Origin of the sequence: Sinorhizobium terangae, from assembly GCF_009601505.1 — a bacterium.
In the GTDB taxonomy this organism is placed as follows: domain Bacteria; phylum Pseudomonadota; class Alphaproteobacteria; order Rhizobiales; family Rhizobiaceae; genus Sinorhizobium; species Sinorhizobium terangae.
In genome coordinates, this window is record NZ_WITC01000127.1 from 11,960 (window position 1) to 26,985 (window position 15,026).

At 61.7% G+C, this 15,026-nt stretch carries 15 protein-coding genes; 7 read left to right on the forward strand and 8 right to left on the reverse strand.

Annotated elements, in window-relative coordinates:
• Positions 1–190 precede the first annotated feature (190 nt).
• Both GHK62_RS30670 and GHK62_RS30675 read right to left on the reverse strand, forming a co-directional pair.
• Positions 191–388, reverse strand: coding sequence for a hypothetical protein (locus GHK62_RS30670; RefSeq protein WP_153442726.1), 198 nt, complete (start codon positions 386–388; stop codon positions 191–193).
• Between the two features lie 152 nt (positions 389–540).
• Entirely contained in the window at positions 541–1,467 is a 927-nt protein-coding gene (locus GHK62_RS30675; protein ID WP_153442728.1) for a LysR family transcriptional regulator, read from the reverse strand.
• A gap of 99 nt (positions 1,468–1,566) precedes the next feature.
• Here GHK62_RS30675 and GHK62_RS30680 point away from each other — a divergent pair, with 99 nt between their 5' ends.
• Entirely contained in the window at positions 1,567–2,454 is an 888-nt protein-coding gene (locus GHK62_RS30680) for an NmrA/HSCARG family protein (protein ID WP_153442729.1), read from the forward strand.
• Between the two features lie 443 nt (positions 2,455–2,897).
• On the opposite strand, the gene GHK62_RS30685 is transcribed toward GHK62_RS30680, so the two are convergent.
• Positions 2,898–3,902 carry an adenylate/guanylate cyclase domain-containing protein gene (locus tag GHK62_RS30685; RefSeq protein WP_153442731.1) on the reverse strand — a complete coding sequence of 335 codons (1,005 nt, stop codon included), beginning with the start codon at positions 3,900–3,902 and terminating at the stop codon, positions 2,898–2,900.
• A 312-nt stretch (positions 3,903–4,214) separates the two neighbouring features.
• Here GHK62_RS30685 and GHK62_RS30690 point away from each other — a divergent pair, with 312 nt between their 5' ends.
• Positions 4,215–5,198, forward strand: a complete 984-nt coding sequence (locus tag GHK62_RS30690; RefSeq protein WP_153442733.1) for a L,D-transpeptidase family protein — start codon at positions 4,215–4,217, stop codon at positions 5,196–5,198.
• Positions 5,199–5,446: 248 nt separating this feature from the next.
• Here the strand turns inward: GHK62_RS30690 and GHK62_RS30695 are convergent, their stop codons facing one another.
• Positions 5,447–6,553, reverse strand: a complete 1,107-nt coding sequence (locus tag GHK62_RS30695; RefSeq protein WP_153442734.1) for a flavodoxin family protein — start codon at positions 6,551–6,553, stop codon at positions 5,447–5,449.
• 261 nt (positions 6,554–6,814) lie between these two features.
• Here GHK62_RS30695 and GHK62_RS30700 point away from each other — a divergent pair, with 261 nt between their 5' ends.
• Positions 6,815–7,030 (forward strand): hypothetical protein, encoded by a 216-nt coding sequence (locus tag GHK62_RS30700; RefSeq protein ID WP_153442736.1) that lies wholly within the window; start codon positions 6,815–6,817, stop codon positions 7,028–7,030.
• Positions 7,031–7,758: 728 nt separating this feature from the next.
• Positions 7,759–8,955 carry a hypothetical protein gene (locus GHK62_RS30705; RefSeq protein WP_153442738.1) on the forward strand — a complete coding sequence of 399 codons (1,197 nt, stop codon included), beginning with the start codon at positions 7,759–7,761 and terminating at the stop codon, positions 8,953–8,955.
• A gap of 219 nt (positions 8,956–9,174) precedes the next feature.
• On the opposite strand, the gene GHK62_RS30710 is transcribed toward GHK62_RS30705, so the two are convergent.
• The gene (locus GHK62_RS30710; protein ID WP_153442739.1) at positions 9,175–10,140 is read right to left on the reverse strand and encodes a C45 family autoproteolytic acyltransferase/hydrolase; all 966 of its coding nucleotides are present in this window, start codon (positions 10,138–10,140) and stop codon (positions 9,175–9,177) included.
• A gap of 81 nt (positions 10,141–10,221) precedes the next feature.
• On the reverse strand, positions 10,222–10,746 hold the full coding sequence (locus GHK62_RS30715) for a DUF6428 family protein (protein WP_153442741.1): 525 nt from the start codon (positions 10,744–10,746) through the stop codon (positions 10,222–10,224).
• Between the two features lie 42 nt (positions 10,747–10,788).
• Here GHK62_RS30715 and GHK62_RS30720 point away from each other — a divergent pair, with 42 nt between their 5' ends.
• Together GHK62_RS30720 and arsK are read left to right on the forward strand one after the other, a co-directional pair.
• Positions 10,789–11,157 (forward strand): ArsR/SmtB family transcription factor, encoded by a 369-nt coding sequence (locus tag GHK62_RS30720; RefSeq protein ID WP_153442743.1) that lies wholly within the window; start codon positions 10,789–10,791, stop codon positions 11,155–11,157.
• Position 11,158: 1 nt separating this feature from the next.
• Complete coding sequence (gene arsK / locus GHK62_RS30725) at positions 11,159–12,343, forward strand: arsenite efflux MFS transporter ArsK (RefSeq protein ID WP_153442834.1); 1,185 nt, start codon at positions 11,159–11,161, stop codon at positions 12,341–12,343.
• A gap of 146 nt (positions 12,344–12,489) precedes the next feature.
• Here arsK and GHK62_RS30730 read toward each other — a convergent pair whose 3' ends face one another.
• Both GHK62_RS30730 and GHK62_RS30735 read right to left on the reverse strand, forming a co-directional pair.
• The gene (locus GHK62_RS30730) at positions 12,490–13,155 is read right to left on the reverse strand and encodes an AAA family ATPase (RefSeq protein WP_234887116.1); all 666 of its coding nucleotides are present in this window, start codon (positions 13,153–13,155) and stop codon (positions 12,490–12,492) included.
• A 290-nt stretch (positions 13,156–13,445) separates the two neighbouring features.
• Positions 13,446–14,066, reverse strand: coding sequence for a TetR/AcrR family transcriptional regulator (locus GHK62_RS30735; protein ID WP_153442745.1), 621 nt, complete (start codon positions 14,064–14,066; stop codon positions 13,446–13,448).
• Positions 14,067–14,101: 35 nt separating this feature from the next.
• Between GHK62_RS30735 and GHK62_RS30740 the strand changes: the two genes are divergently transcribed.
• Positions 14,102–14,890, forward strand: a complete 789-nt coding sequence (locus GHK62_RS30740; protein ID WP_234887117.1) for an NIPSNAP family protein — start codon at positions 14,102–14,104, stop codon at positions 14,888–14,890.
• The last annotated feature ends 136 nt before the right edge of the window (positions 14,891–15,026 follow it).

Sequence of the window (15,026 nt, forward strand, 5' to 3'; positions counted from 1 at the left end):
CAAACGAAGATCGGACGGCATGCGACGCCCGTAGTTACGCCGCCGCCAAGCTTCACTCACCTGCCGGAACATTGCCCAGACTGCCGGCTGGCAGCCTAATCCTCAAATCGGATCCGATCTAAAAACATGTAGTCATTCAAAGTGCTACGGCGACCTTTGCGCGCCTGAAAAGACGCGCGGCGCCGTAGGTCTATTTGTGTTGATTGCGACCGAGGACCTTGCCCATCAGCAGCATGATGCCTATCGCGATGAAAACGACGCCCGCGGCCATGTATCCTGCCGCCCCATAGCGGTAGCCTGACGCAGCCAGCAGGAAACCGATCACGACAAAGATCAATCCGCCGACCTTGCCGATCAACAGGCTGGACTTCTCATCCTCCAAGGCCATGATGACATCCCCGTCGCGTGGAGCCGGCATGAATATACAACGTCTGCGCGCTCCGGTCGAGCAAAAGCGGACACGCATACCTTGTGCCGGCGACCTCTCGGTCCGGCCGGCGCTCGCGCCCGCGACAGCACGATTGCATCCTTTCGGGCGCCTCAGGCCAACACGGCCACGCCCTTGTCGGTCTCGCCGGTTCCGGCGGCGGACCATCGCTCCGCTGCAAGCTCAATGAACGCCTTGACCAGCGGCGAAAGGTGCCGGCTGCTCGGGTACAGGACATAGAGGCCACCGGCCGGCGTCGTGTAATCGTGAAGAACGCGACGCAACCGCCCGTCGTTGATAAGCCCCTCGGCCATCCTTTGGGGCACCTGGGCGATGCCGTAGCCGGCGATCGCGGCGGCAACGACCGCCTGCATTTCATTGGCGGCGAAGCGTCCTGCCACGGTGACCGCTTCCTGGCCGTGCGGCCCGTCCAGCATCCAGTGCGCGCTGGCAGCGGAGGGGCCTGCGATGACGCACTCGTGGCGGGTGAGGTCCGCCGGTCCGTCGGGAACCCCTGAGTGCGCGACATAGTCCGGGCTGGCGCACAGGAGCCTGTGCGTGGATCCCAGCTTGCGGGCGATCAGGGTAGAGTCTGCAAGGATGCCGGTGCGGAAAGCGAGATCGATTCCGTTTTCGACCAGGTTGAGACTTTCGTCGGTCAGGCGCAGTTCGACCTTGGTTTTCGGATACATTGCAAGAAAGTCGACCACTGCGCGGGTAAGGAAATGGCCGCCGAAGCCGACAGGAGCGGAAATGCGAATTGTGCCTGACGGCTCCGCCCTCGCTTCCGCGAGGCGTAGATTCGCTTCCTCGATCGTCCTGAGCGCCTGGCTGCTCTGCTCATAATAGAGACGCCCGGCGTCGGTCATGTTGAGGCTGCGCGTCGTACGCTGGAGCAAGCGGACACCGACCTCACGCTCGAGCGCGGCAATGCGGCGGCTGACGGTCGTCTTGGGCATGCGGAGCTGGCGTGCCGCAGCGGTAAAACTGCCGGCTTCGACGACGCGAGCGAACACCACGATATCGTTGAGATCGAGCATTGTATCCTGCTGTGGGACAAAGTTTTCCAATTATAGGCCATTATGGACCAATGCGGCAGGCCCTAGCTTTGCTCTTATTGAAAACAAAGGAGCGGACACATGACCACCAAGCGAAACGTTCTCGTCACCGGCGCCACCGGCCAGCAGGGAGGCGCCGTCGCGCATGCACTGCTCACCAGAGGACACCGCGTCAAGGCGTTGACCCGCAAGCCGGACAGCGATGCCGCGCGGCAACTGGCGTCGGCGGGTGCGGATGTCGTGGCCGGCGATCTCGGTGACGCGGCCTCCATTCAAAAGGCCGCAAGCCACGTCGACGCCATGTACCTGATGGGCAACAGCTATGAGGCGGGCACGGAGGACGAGACCCGCCAGGGGATCATTGCCGCCGATGCGGCGAAGGCCGCCGGCGTCGGGCACCTGATCTATTCTTCCGTGGCCGATGCCGACAAGAAGACGGGCATTCCCCACTTCGAAAGCAAGTATCTCGTCGAGAAGCATGTCGCCGGGCTCGGCATCCCTTACACGATCAGCGCGCCGGTCGCCTTCATGGAGAATATCGTCGCTCCGTGGTCGATCGATGCACTGCGCCAGGGCACCTACGCCTTCGCAATGCCCGCCCGTCGCTTCCTGCAGCTTGTGGCCCTTGCGGATATCGGCGCCTTCGTTGCCGCCCTTGTCGAGCGGCGCGAGCATGTGTTCGGCACGCGCTTTGATGTTGCCGGGGACGAACTGTCCGGCGAGGAACAGGCGAAAATCCTCTCGCAAGCGATTGGTCGCACCATCAACTACCAAGAAATCCCGATCGATGTGGCTCGCCAGCAAAACGAGGATGCGGCGCGTATGTTCGAATGGTTCGACCGCGTCGGCTACGACGCCGATGTCGCGGCATTGCGCCGGGAGTTTCCGGAGGTTCACTGGCACAGCTTTGCCGACTGGGCGCGCGCGTTCGATTGGAGCGCTCTTGAGCGGACCTCCGCTGCCAGCTGAGTTCCCTTGCGGTGATCGTCATTCCCGTGCTTGTGACAGGCGAGGGCGATCGAACGTGAAGGTCCTCCGCGCCGCGGCCGCGGCGCTACTGGACACCTTTTGACAGGCATAGGAGTAGCTATAGCCCAGGCGGTTGGGATCTCCCGGGCGCGTCGAAGAATGCCTCCGCAAGGCGTGGCTAATTTTCGCTACTTTGAGATGCGGTGCTCCGGTGGCAAACTCAAATCAGACGGGAAATTTTCCTCCCGCATTTCGCCCACGCCTGGCCCCTCCCAATGGGCGAAAGACCTCGGAGCCCCGGGTTCCCCTACCGGGGCTTTTTCTTGGTACCTTCGAAAAAACTCCAAGGACTACTGCGCCCGTCCGCCCTCTCAACAGTTCGCCCGGTCTCGACACGAGAACCAAAATCGTCTCGGCTGCCCGGTCTCCGATTGGACCGCAGCTCAGCCCCGGCGCAGGACCCAGCGGAGCGCGGCGGCGATCGATAGGCCGAGGAGCGGCCAGACGGCCCAGAAAGTTCCGTCGAAGGTGAGGAGGTTGACGGCGATGACGATGAGGGCGGCGAGAGCAAGCAGGCCGAAGACGCGGTCGATATCCGTTCTCCGGCGCAGCCAGAGCAGGGCGTAGACGATCGCAAAGCCGAGCAACGGCCAGACGGCCCAGAGCACGCCGTCCCAGGTGAGGAGGTTTATCGCGACGACCGCGGCGGCGAGAATGGCGAAGACCGCGAACTTGCGGGCGCGGGGCGCTGCGGGAGAGGTCTCGGAAGGCGCTTGCGGCCGGGCGGCTCCGGCACCGGATCGTCGGCCCCAGGTGCCGGCGGGTGCCGCTGGTCCCGAGCCTTGAGACGCTGTGCTTGTCCCGGTGGGCGCCCGTGACCGTGCTGCGTCGGAAGTGGGTTGCCCGTCCCGTCCACCATCCTCCCGGTTGCCGATCCTGACCGCGTAGCTCGCGACGCCGCCCTCGATGTTCTTCACCTCGAGCTGGCCGAGGAAGTCGAAGCTGACAGCGACCTTGTTGCGCACCTGGTCGTAGACGGTGTTGGAGATGACGATGCCGCCGGCGGATGCCGTGGCCTGCAGGCGGGCGGCGATATTGACGCCGTCGCCGTAGAGGTCGTCGCCCTCGGCGATCACGTCGCCGAGATTGATGCCGATGCGAAAGCGCATCTGCGTCTCGCTCGGCCGATCGGCGTTAAGACCGGCGAGCTCGTTCTGCACATCGACCGCGGCGCGCACCGCCTCGACCACGCTCGGGAATTCGGCGATTAGCCCGTCGCCCCAGGTGTTGACGACCCGGCCGCCATGCACCTCGATCAGCCGCGCCATGGCATCGCGGTAGCGCTTCAGGGTCGCGAGCGTGCCTTCCTCGTCCGCCCCCATCAGGCGCGAATAATCCTGGACGTCGGCCGAGAAGATCGTCGTCAGCTTGCGGCGGGTTTCGGACATGTCCATTCGTCCTTGCTTCGGGTCCGTCTACAGCGTCGACCGATCGCCTCTGATCGGGAAAGCTGCCCGGCGGAGCTCACGTCTGTTTAGAGCGTGATCCGATCAGCTTGCAATGGCGAAATCGGGGACGCGAGTGTCGATACTCCCCTCTGCCCGGCCGGGCAGAGGGGAGTGCAGCCGGGACGGTGAGGAGCTGCTACGACGCGCGAACTCCCGGCGGCCGAGTATGCGGTAGGGCCGCCCGACGTTCCCGCTTCCAGGACTGCAACCATCTGGCGGAACAAGTTCGGCCGCTGCGGATTTGTGGTCTTCATGAAGAACATAGCTTTTCTAGCAGCATCGCTGACATTGGGCCTCTGCGGCTCCGTCGATGCCGGGGAGCTTAAGCCGGAAGCCATCAACAAGGCTGCGCTCGCCTCGATCCCGCCCGAACGACCGTCCAAGGCCTCGCCGCGACCGGATCCGGCCATCGTCCATCTCCAGGTTCTTTTGGACCGCGCGGGTTCGTCTCCCGGAGTGATCGACGGCTACTATGGCGAGAATGTCACTAAGGCGATCGCCGGGTTCGAAGCCATGCAACGCCTTCCCGTGGATGGAAAGCCGGACCCCGAAGTTATTGGCCGGCTTCCCGACGAAAAGCCGGTCATCGAGCCCTACGTCGTTACCAAGGAGGATGCCGAGGAACTCGTCGAGCGCATTCCCGCAGACTACGCCAAGCAGGCCGAGATGAAGCACCTCGGATATACGAGCGTGGCGGAGAGGCTGTCGGAGCGATTCCACATGGACATCGACCTCTTGAAGGCGCTCAATCCGGGCTCGGCGTTCGCCGTCGGGGACAGGGTGTCGGTTGCAATGCCCGGCGCCTCGAAGTCGGGCAAGGGCAAGGTCAAGCGGATCGAGGCGCGCAGGCGAGCGGGCCAGGTCGCGGCGTTCGCGGACGACGGCTCGCTGATTGCCGCCTATCCTGCCACGATCGGCAGCGAAGAGACACCTTCGCCTTCCGGAACGCACAAGGTGAAAGGGGTCGCTCGACAGCCCGTCTACGTCTACAACCCGAAAATCAACTTCAAGCAGGGCGATAACACCAAGCGCCTGACACTGCCCGGCGGTCCCAACGGCCCGGTGGGCAGCGTCTGGATCGATCTGACCAAGCCAACCTATGGGATTCACGGCACGCCGGAACCCTCGCTCGTCGACAAGGTGGGCTCACACGGATGCGTGCGGCTGGCAAACTGGGACGCCGAGGAACTGGCGGGGATGGTCAAGCCGGGGGTCGTCGTCGAGTTCACGGACTGACGGCACGGCAAGGGGCCTCCTGCCCGCTTGATGACAAGGCTTCGCGTTCTCCTGAAAAGCGAGTTCACAGCGCTACAGCGCCGCGCGTCTTTTTAGACGCGCAAAGGGCGCTGTAGCACTTTGAATTGCTGCATGTTCTTGTCCTTTAATCGGTTACGATCAAAGGCGACATGCAGTAGGGCGTCGTGGCTGGAGCGTGATGTCGCCTGCACCGAGGCTCCGACCAAATGGACGCGAACCCGCTCCGCTTATTTCTGTCGAGGTTGCGAAAGCTCTCCTCCGGCCGAAGCCAGCTTTCCCGACCGCTTGGCCGCGACCGCTTCGACCAATGTCCGGGCGGCGTTGCGGACCTCTTCCTGCACAGCCTCGTCGGCATCGAGCTCCTCGTGGCTCGATGCGTAGGGTTTCCAGTAGCCGATGTAGCGATCCAGTTCCGCCAAAGGGCCGGCCGGTTCGAGGTGCATGTAGCAAAGCCAATCCGACAGGCTGCGCCGAACGTTCTCGACACCCTCCACGTCGCCATGCACGATTACGGAAAAAAGTCGCCCGGCCAGATGTCGAGGATAGTTCCAGCCTTCGAGCTCGATCGCCTTGGCGAGCTTCGCATCCTTGCCCTTCGTCAGGGTCGGATCGGGGTTGCCGCCGTCGGCGCAAACCAACCGGTCCATCATCAGTTTTACCGGCGAGGAGACGTGATACCAGTTCACCGGCGTCACGATCAGGATGCCGTGTGCCTCGACCCACATCGGATAGATCTCGTTCATCCAGTCGTCGACCTGCCCGAGCGAATAGTTCGGATAGCAGGAGCACGGCCAGTGACAGAGCGCGGGAGAAGTGGAGAAGCATGCCTTGCAGGGGTGGATCGTTCGTCCGTATTCCGAAGCGAGACGATGCAACTCCAGCACGGTCGTCTTCACCCCAGCCGCCTGGTCCATCGTCTCCTGCGCGATCTTCATCAGTCGGTAGGATTTCGACATTTCGCCGGGACAGGTGTGTTCGCTACGGGACGACCCGGAAATCAACAGGATGCGCGCCGGACCATCGGCGTCCATATAACGCTCTTGCGCGGCATGAACCGCATCGCGCGCCGCAAGCCAATCCACGGACAGCTCGTATTCCGCATCGCTGAACGCAGCACCAGCCTTGCGGGTGCGCGGCGATTTTCGCTGATGCTCATAGGCGTCCCATGCCGCCGAAGCGATCTTGTCCAGTTCGGATCGAAGGCTATCGAATGCCGGATCCTGAAACCGGCTGAGGAAGCGGCGGCGAAATTCGGTCTCCGCGAGTCTCGGACTTGGAGTTCCCTTGCGCGGCTCGATGGCTGCCGGCGACGGCTTTGTGGGGTTTTTGGACATCGCACACCTGCGTCGTTGGAAGACTTGTGAGCTGTAATCGAGCACTATGCCGATTGTTCCAACCGCCCACTTCGGGCGCTGTCTGTGAGAGCGATGATCGGCGGGGTACCCAAGGGGCGTCATGCTGATGTGGGCGAGTTGGGCCGCTTCGAGACGTTCTCGCCGTCTGATGCTAGAGTGTCGCCTTGACCGGAGGGCGTCCATTTCTGGCTCTATATCTAAGCGCGAGGCGTCGAAATCAGCACAGACGAGGTCAGGGCTATGCACCAGTTCACAGTCACCGTCACAGAAAAGTTCGAGGCAGACACGGCCGAGGAGGCCGCCTTGCTCATGTATCAACAGCTGACCAAAGAGCCGGCGCCGCTCAATTATTCGGTCACGGATGAGACAAGGATCACCACCAGTCTGACGCTGGAGCGGGAAAAGGCGGACGAGTTCGCCAGCGTCGATCACACCGCAGATCCCGGCAATTGGTAGCGCCTGGCCGAAGCGCTGAAACCTCGCCATTCACGACGCGGGCGCGCCGTGGCTGGCAGCTGTGAGGAGCACAGGAATGAGGGAGTTCTGGGCTACAGCAGAGCAAAAATCTGCCGGTAAATGTAACGTAACCTGTTGCTGGTGCTGCGCGGCCGACTAGCGCGCGTCATTTCCTGCCGCCACAGAACGAGAATGTACGCGGTGATAATTTCCCGGACGCAGGGCTAACGACAAGCGGAAAGCACTTCGATATAGATTGTCTGACCTTCAAATGGCTGAAATGCGAGACGGCTTAATATACTTCTTTCGGGTTACAGTACTACTCAGAAATATTCGTTTCCTGAACTATGGAATATGGTAAGAGGTAGAAGGGGATAGGGGATTCTACTGCAGTAGCTGATGCTCGGCGTGAGCGCGGCTCGGGGGAATCAAAATAAGTTTTCAAGATGTTTGCCGGGCCAGCCATTTGAGAAGCGCTGGTCGGGGAGGGCGAGGCGTATGAGTAGTTTTCGCCCGATGAGGGGCTCCGGCTTCAGCGAGGGGAAACCGGCCGACATCGGCCGGTTTCCCACCCTCTTCGAGAACGCGATTTCGTCGCGACGAATTTCCCAAATCTTAAAGAACGCGGGGCGCTCAAGGGGATGGGAAAGGTAACTGAATTTTTTCAACGCATTCAAACAGGTTGCATCGATCGATGCACCAGCAACGGGGGTTAGGGGGCAAGTAGAATGAGTTTCTTCACGACAAGCTTCATGACGGACGGGTCGTATGACTCCAGTCTCAGCCAGTCCGCGCAGGGGCAGCTCTCGTCGAGCTACACCGACGCGCTCACGGAAGCGCTGCAAGATGTAACCGTCGCCGACTACATCGGCTTCCTGGCCAATCAGGGCGGCCTTTCGGTTGATGACGCGCTTGCCGTAAAGGCTGCGGTCATCGCCGGGGATTTCACGCTTTCGGACCTTTTCGCAGCCGCCCAGAGCAAGCTCGGCCCTGTCGACGGCGCCAGCATCACGGATCCGGCACCGACGATGCTGGTCAACGGCGTTGAGATCGACCTGACCGCGATCCTCACCGGTATCGACACCGAAACCTGGTCGACGGTGCAGGCGAGCGGCAAGAAGCTCGACACGATCTATCATACCCGGGAGTTCTACACGGATACGCAGGAGCCGGCCGACTACGATGCCGGCTGGTCCAGCGACAACCAGCCTCCGAGTGCCGAACCGATCCTGAAGGAACTGACCGAAGACGTTGCTGCGTCTCCGATCGACCTCCTTGCAACCGCTTCCGATCCGGATGGCGATACGCTTTCCGTCGTCGCCGGCAGCCTGAGTTTTTCGGTTGACGGCGATGCGGGGTCCACGACACCTCCCGCCTACATCACTGTCGTCGACAACATCGTAACGGTCGATACGTCGCACCCGGATCTCCAGCCCGGAGGGGCAATCGATCTGAAGCTCGGCGAGACGCTCACGGTGGTCGTCAATTACACCATCGAGGATGGCCAGGGCGGCACGACCACCAATGCATTGACCATCGAAATAGCCGGTTCTGCGGACATCTACACCGGTACCGAGTCCTTCACCTTCCAGAAAATCGGCGGCGATATCACCGAACGGTCGTTTTCGGGCTCTTTCACGGTGGATGTGGACGGTTTCGATGGCATCGTCACCGTGAGCGGGGATGCCGATCTGAACAGCGTAAGAGAGAGCCTCGGGGGCACGGTCGACAGTGGCTCGTTCAGCATTGTCGGCACCGAGTCGAACAGCAGCACAACAGAAACGCTGAACCCGTATTCCAAGACGGTGGTCCTCAGCGACGCCGATTTCACCGACGGAACGATCGCGTTCAATGGTACGTTCAGCCAGCAGGTCGCGAACGGCTCCACTGTCGCCGTCCAGCTCGAATATAACTACTGGGCCTGAAGCCCGGCAACTGCAAACCACATGGCCCGGCAACCGACCGGGCCATGTGTCATCTGCTGCGGGTGAAACTTGGCGCAGTGGGGCGGCATGGTTCAGCGTTCCGCCGCCGACGTCGTCCGTCATCCTCGAGGGTCAAGCCCGAGGATGGGTATGGGAGTGACGGTGAGTCCGGCGTTGGCGCAAAGCCAGGGTGCGTCGGCGCCGTGCATGTCTCACCTTTCAGTCTCCATAGTGATGGGTGTACTCGCCTGCTTCAAAATCCGCGAACCGCAGGGGCCAGCGCTTTCCGGGCCAGACATAATCCACCCGGCCGTCCTCGGGCCGGTAGACGGCGGTGTAGAGGGTCGGGAAGCGCGGGTTTCGCGCATGGACCGGCGGCTGTAGGAAGCGGTCGGTCAGGCCTTCGAGCGACATCGAAGGTTCGTCCAGCGCCTGCAGGAGCGCGCGCTGCCGCGCCAGCGAATTTGGCGGGGCCCGTTCGGAGCGCTGATGGTTGGCGCATGCCTTGAGGCGGGTGATGACCGGCCGCTGGCCGGGGCCGAGGAAGAGGGTCGCGTATGTGCCCGATCGATCGAGCAGTGTCACGTTCTGCGCAAGCGCCACCGGGATACGGCAAAGAGTCTCTACGGCCTCACTGACGCGACGGCAGGTTTCGAGCACGTAGCGGACCATGAGAATGATCGAAAAGCCGCGGCCCTGGAGGCGGCCGCCACCAAGCGTTACGCTCGCGACCAGCCCTTCCTCGTTCATTCCGTCGACGCAGCCTCCCCAGGGGCGCTGCGCCTTCGCGATCACCTTGAGACCCGACCACGCGGTGAGCTCGAAGCGATCCGAAACGATATCGGGCGGATAGTCGAAGTTGCGGATGAGCGCCGGGCCTTCTTTTCCGAGCCAGACCGCCTGGCTGCAGCCGTAGCCTTCCGGCGCGGGGCGATAGTGGCTGAGCATCCGGTGCGCGAGCTCGTCGTCGCCAACGAGAGCGCAGACATGCTCGTAGTGCGGGAGGAGCTCGGGCATGTGCTGCGCAAGCGCTGCGCGACATTCGCTGACAGTAGGCGCGGCGGGGCGTGACGTGACGGCCCGGCCGAAATACCAGCTCTCCACACCGGCCCGACCGGCTGTGAAGCGGGAAAGCCAGTCTTTCCCGGGCCGATCCTCCCGCGCTGATACGAAGGTCTTCTCCATGGCGGAGTATAGGGAGGGAATTCCGCGGATGCAACGTGGACGTGGAGGCGCGGTTGCCGCGCCACCCCTCAGCCTCGGCCGCTATGCGCAACACCTCGACGTGTTCGAGGGGCCGCAGCAGCTCGATTGTGAGGCTGTGGCCTGCTCGGCGAGCCATCGGTCGCGAGGTTTGCAGCTCGCGGGTCGGGGCGAAAGGCGAACCAAAAGGGCTTCGTCCCGCTCGACGGGCTCGTCGGCGCAGTAAAGCTGCATCGGCCTCACGCCATCACTGACCTCGAACGTCAATTTGGCCGATCCGTCGAGGGCGACGTGTTCGGAGACTTTCCTGATGATGGCCGAGAACTTCCCGGCTGGCATGTGCGTGCGTTCGCCGCCGTCGACGTCCCATAACTGGACGAAGATTTCCGTCCATGCCTCGGGGTTCGCGCCGCAATCGAGGGCGGAGAACTGGCCAGCCTTCACTTCCGTGACGTGGTATCCGGGGCGGACGATCTTTCCGTCATATTCGAAGACGAGCGGCTTGGCCGCAGTTTCCTTCAGCCGCTCGAGCAGCGATCCGAGTGTGATGTCGCTTTGCGCATGCTGGCTATTGTCGATCAGTGTCATTTCGGTTATTCCTCGTTTCAATAGTTTTAGGATTCTTGAAATATGGAAGAACGTCAAGCCCTGATGTCATTCGCGGCACTGTCTCAGGAGACCCGGTTGGGGATCGTCAGGACACTCGTGGTGGCGGGTCCAGGCGGCATGGCCGCCGGCGCGATCGCGGAGACGATGGGCGTCTCGCCGTCGAACGTCTCCTTCCACCTGAAGGAGCTGGAGCGGGCCGGACTGATTGCCCAGAGGCGCGAATCCCGCTCGATCGTCTACAGCGCCAGCTACGACGCGCTTGCCGAACTGCTGAAGTTCCTGATGGAGGATTGCTGCGTCGGGCACCCCAGCGTGCGTGCGCCATTGACCGGCGCCGACGATGGTTGCTGCGCGGTGTCTTCCGCGTCGGCCGAAGGCGAGAATGTCTGACATGAAGCCCGGCATCCCCGCGGCCATCGTCGCCGCGCTCGGCCTCACGCAGATCATCGGCTACGGCACGCTCTATTACAGCTTCAGCATCCTGGCGCCGGGGATGGCACGCGACCTCGGCCTGAGCGTCGAGCAGGTGTTCGGCATCTTTTCCGCCTCGCTGTTTGCGGGCGGGCTTTCGGCTCCATTCGTCGGGGGATTGATGGATCGGTTGGGCGCGGCGATGATCATGACCATTGGCTCGGCCGTCTCGGCGCTCGCCCTCCTGCTGTGCGCCTGGTCCCCCTCGATAGCGGTGTTTGCACTCTCCATCGTCCTCCTGGAAGTTGCATCCGGCATGGTGCAATACCAGGCGGCTTTCGCCGCGCTCGTCGAAAGCCGCCCAATGGCGGCGTCACGCAGTATCACCTATCTCACATCGATCGGGGGCTTCGCCTCGACAATCTTCTGGCCGATCTCCGCGAGCCTTCACGAGCATTTCTCCTGGCGGGAAATCTACATCGCCTACGCGGTGTTGAATCTGATCGTCTGCCTTCCGCTTCATCATTGGATCATGCGGAGCAGGAGGTCCGAAGCGGCCAAATTCACCGGCAAGGACGGCCACGCGGTTGTCGGTGCGCTTCCGGTCGAGGTCAGGCGGCGCGGCATGCTCCTTGTGTCACTGGCTTTTGCCCTGCAGGGGTTCACGCTTTCGGCGATGCTGACCCACATGGTTCCGATGCTGGGAGCGATCGGTTTCGGGACGGCAGCGGTCGTGATCGGCTCGCTGTTCGGGCCCTCGCAGGTCCTGAGCAGGCTGATCAACATGGCATTCGGCAAAAACCTGGCGCCGCCTGTACTCGCGACGCTGTCCGCCGCGCTCATCGTTGCCGGCGTTCTTATCCTCGGCCTGTCCGGAACCTGGCTGCCCGGGGCGGTGGCTTTCGCGATCTTCCTTGGCCTTGGGTCCGGTATCAACAGCGTAGCGCAGGGCTCCCTGCCACTCTGCTACGGAGCGATAACGGACCGCATGGCCGCCGCACGGCTGGCTGCGGGCGCAATGGCACCGTTCGTTTTCTCCGTGTTGATGGAGCGTTTCGGAAGCGACGTCGCCTTGATGGCCAACGCCTGCCTTGGTGCAGTCGGCATGGCCGCCTTCGTCGCGGTGGCGTCGTCCGCCAAGCGCACGGCCACCGCAACGTCGTGAAGCTCGATCGAGCTCAGAGCGGACTACAGCGCCGCGCGTCTTATCAGACGCGCAAAGGTCGCTGTAGCACTTTGAATTGCTGATGTTTTTGTCCTTAAATCGGCTAGGATTTAAGGAGACATGCAGTAAGCTTTCCAAGTTGAGCCTCAAACCTCGGCTCTCTGGATCCACTCTGCAATTTTTGCCGCCGCATCTGACGGGGTCAAACGCGTCACATCGAGCTTTAGCAAGTTCGTCTCATCTATACCTGCGAGGATTTTGCCCTGTATGTGGTTTCTCCTCGCCATTTCAGCATCGCGCGGTTTCCGCATCGCGGCCCGCGCGCCTGCCTCGATACGGCGAATGTTCTCTTCAAGATCGCAGTGCAGATGCACGACGAAGAACGGTGCCCGCTCGCGGCCAAGGCGCACAATCCGCTGCCACTCTGCGTCGCCCCAATCGCTGCTTCCGGCAAGAACCGTCGTTAGTACGACGGGGATTTCGGCCGGAAGTTTCAGAATCAGGTTATGCGCGACCGCTTCGATCTTTTCGACGGTTTCGATGAAATCCGGCGATTTGAATTCCGTCAGCGCGAAAGCGACATTGTAAACACTATGGATGTCCAGCAGCCGGCCCGAGATCTTTGATATGAGTTCCTGACCGATCGTCAGCTTCCCCACGCCAGGGTAGCCGTTCAAGACAATGATCATGGCTGCTCCTCTTAATGAAGTTGCATGAATACAAAGCTTGGTTGTATAGCGTTGATCTACCACGCCGTGTTTGCCTTGACGACTGCCTGGTCCAAGCGGCCACTCGGCGACACCGTCGGGCAATCGGACCGTGCCGTCATGGCTGGCGATCGAAACGATCCGAGACGATATCGGGCGGGGGTAGGGGATTGGACTTCAGATTTTTTTGAACCTGCTCGATCAGCAAAAGCAGGGCAATGGTAATCATCGCCGCTCCGGAAACTGGCACACTATGCGGGCGACCATCGGGCGGGTCCGCAAGACGATCTTGGAACCGACGCCGACCAGCAGACCAGAGCACAGTTGATCATGTGCAAAATCCCCATGGCGACGATCTGGGTGGATGCGGCGCAGTAGCGAGCGCGCGCTGCCGCTCAATACCCAACCGAGAGATACTTCGATGCGAAGAGTTCCGCGAGCTCCTGCCGGCAGTCGACCAACGGTCGTACCTCTTGGCTGGCTTTTGCAATCGCCATGGCACCGGAGTAGGTGGCGATCACCAGTGTCGCCAGGCTGCGAGGATCTATGCCGGTAACCCGTTTTGACTCGACATCCTCCTGAAACTTTGCCGACAGCGCCTCCTGCCAGCCGGCGAAAACACCGCTCAGCGCCTCGCGCATCTCTTCATCGTGCGGGGAAATCTCCATCGCCATATTATTGAGGGGGCAGCCGGAAACCGAGCCCTTTAGCGTCAGTTCGCCGATGATGTTTTCGAAGATGAGATCGATGGCCGCTGGCGCGTCCGCACAGGTTTGAAGCGGCTCGATCCATGTCTGCCGGACGGCTTCGGCCACCCGATCGCGGATAACTGCCAATCCGAGTTCGCGCTTTGCCGGAAAATGATGCGCCATGGCCCCACCAGATACTGAAGCCTTTTCCCGCAGTTCCAGCATGCCCGTAGCGAGGTAGCCCTGAGCAACGAAGGCATCATAGGCCGCGTCGACAATCCTGCGACGCACCGCGCGGGGGTCATTGGTTCTCTTGTTTCCTGCCATGGTAGCCACTTGCAAACTCCATCAAGAGTAGCAGGTTGACAAAACAGGTCAATCGTCCTCTTATTGAGACAGGACAATCGACCTGTTTTTGTGGGGCTACCATGCATACCGTCTTCGAACTCCGCCGCTACCGACTCCGTCCAGGCGGGAGGGAAGCCTTGATCGGGCTGTTTGACAACGAATTTATCGAACCGCAGGAAGCGCTCGGCATGCGCGTCGAAGGCGAGTTCCGCGATCTTGACGATCCGGATGCCTTCGTGTGGGTTCGCTCTTTCGCAGACATGGAGGCCCGAACGGAGGCGCTCAAATCCTTTTATTCGAGCGCGATCTGGAAGAAACATGGGCCGGCTGCCAACGAGACGATGCTCAACTCAGATAACGTGTTGCTGCTAAAGCCTGTTGGCGGCGTGATGCCGTTCTCCCACAACCGGGCGAGAAAAGAGGAGGTGGAGCAGCAAGAAGCTGAAGGCCTCGTCATCGCGACTATCTGCTCTCTGGCCCCCGGAACGGAGGACGAATTCGCCGCGCTCTTCATCCAGGAGGCGCTTCCGGTTTTGCAGGATGCCGGCGCTCGCGTTGATGCTGTTCTTGTCACTGAGCGGAGCACGAATGGCTTTCCGCGACTCCCCGTCCGCGAGGGCGAGACGGTGCTTGTTTGGTTCGAATGCCATAAGGACGAGGCTGGCCTGGCCCGCTACCGAGAGCGCTTAGGACAGAACGCCAAATGGACGGAAGAGGTCTATCCACGAATGGACGGCCAGTGTTGGCGAAGGATCGAGGTGGCACGCTTGACGCCGACGCCGCGATCACTTTGCACTTGGTAGATTGGCGCAGTGCTGCTGCTGCCGCGTCCGCAGTAACGAAATCGGGAACGCCTGCGGTCTTGCCACGGCTTTAATTTTTGCTTTAAAAACAAGCGCCTCCGGGACCAGCCGATCCGAGGGCAGGGCGACCATCATC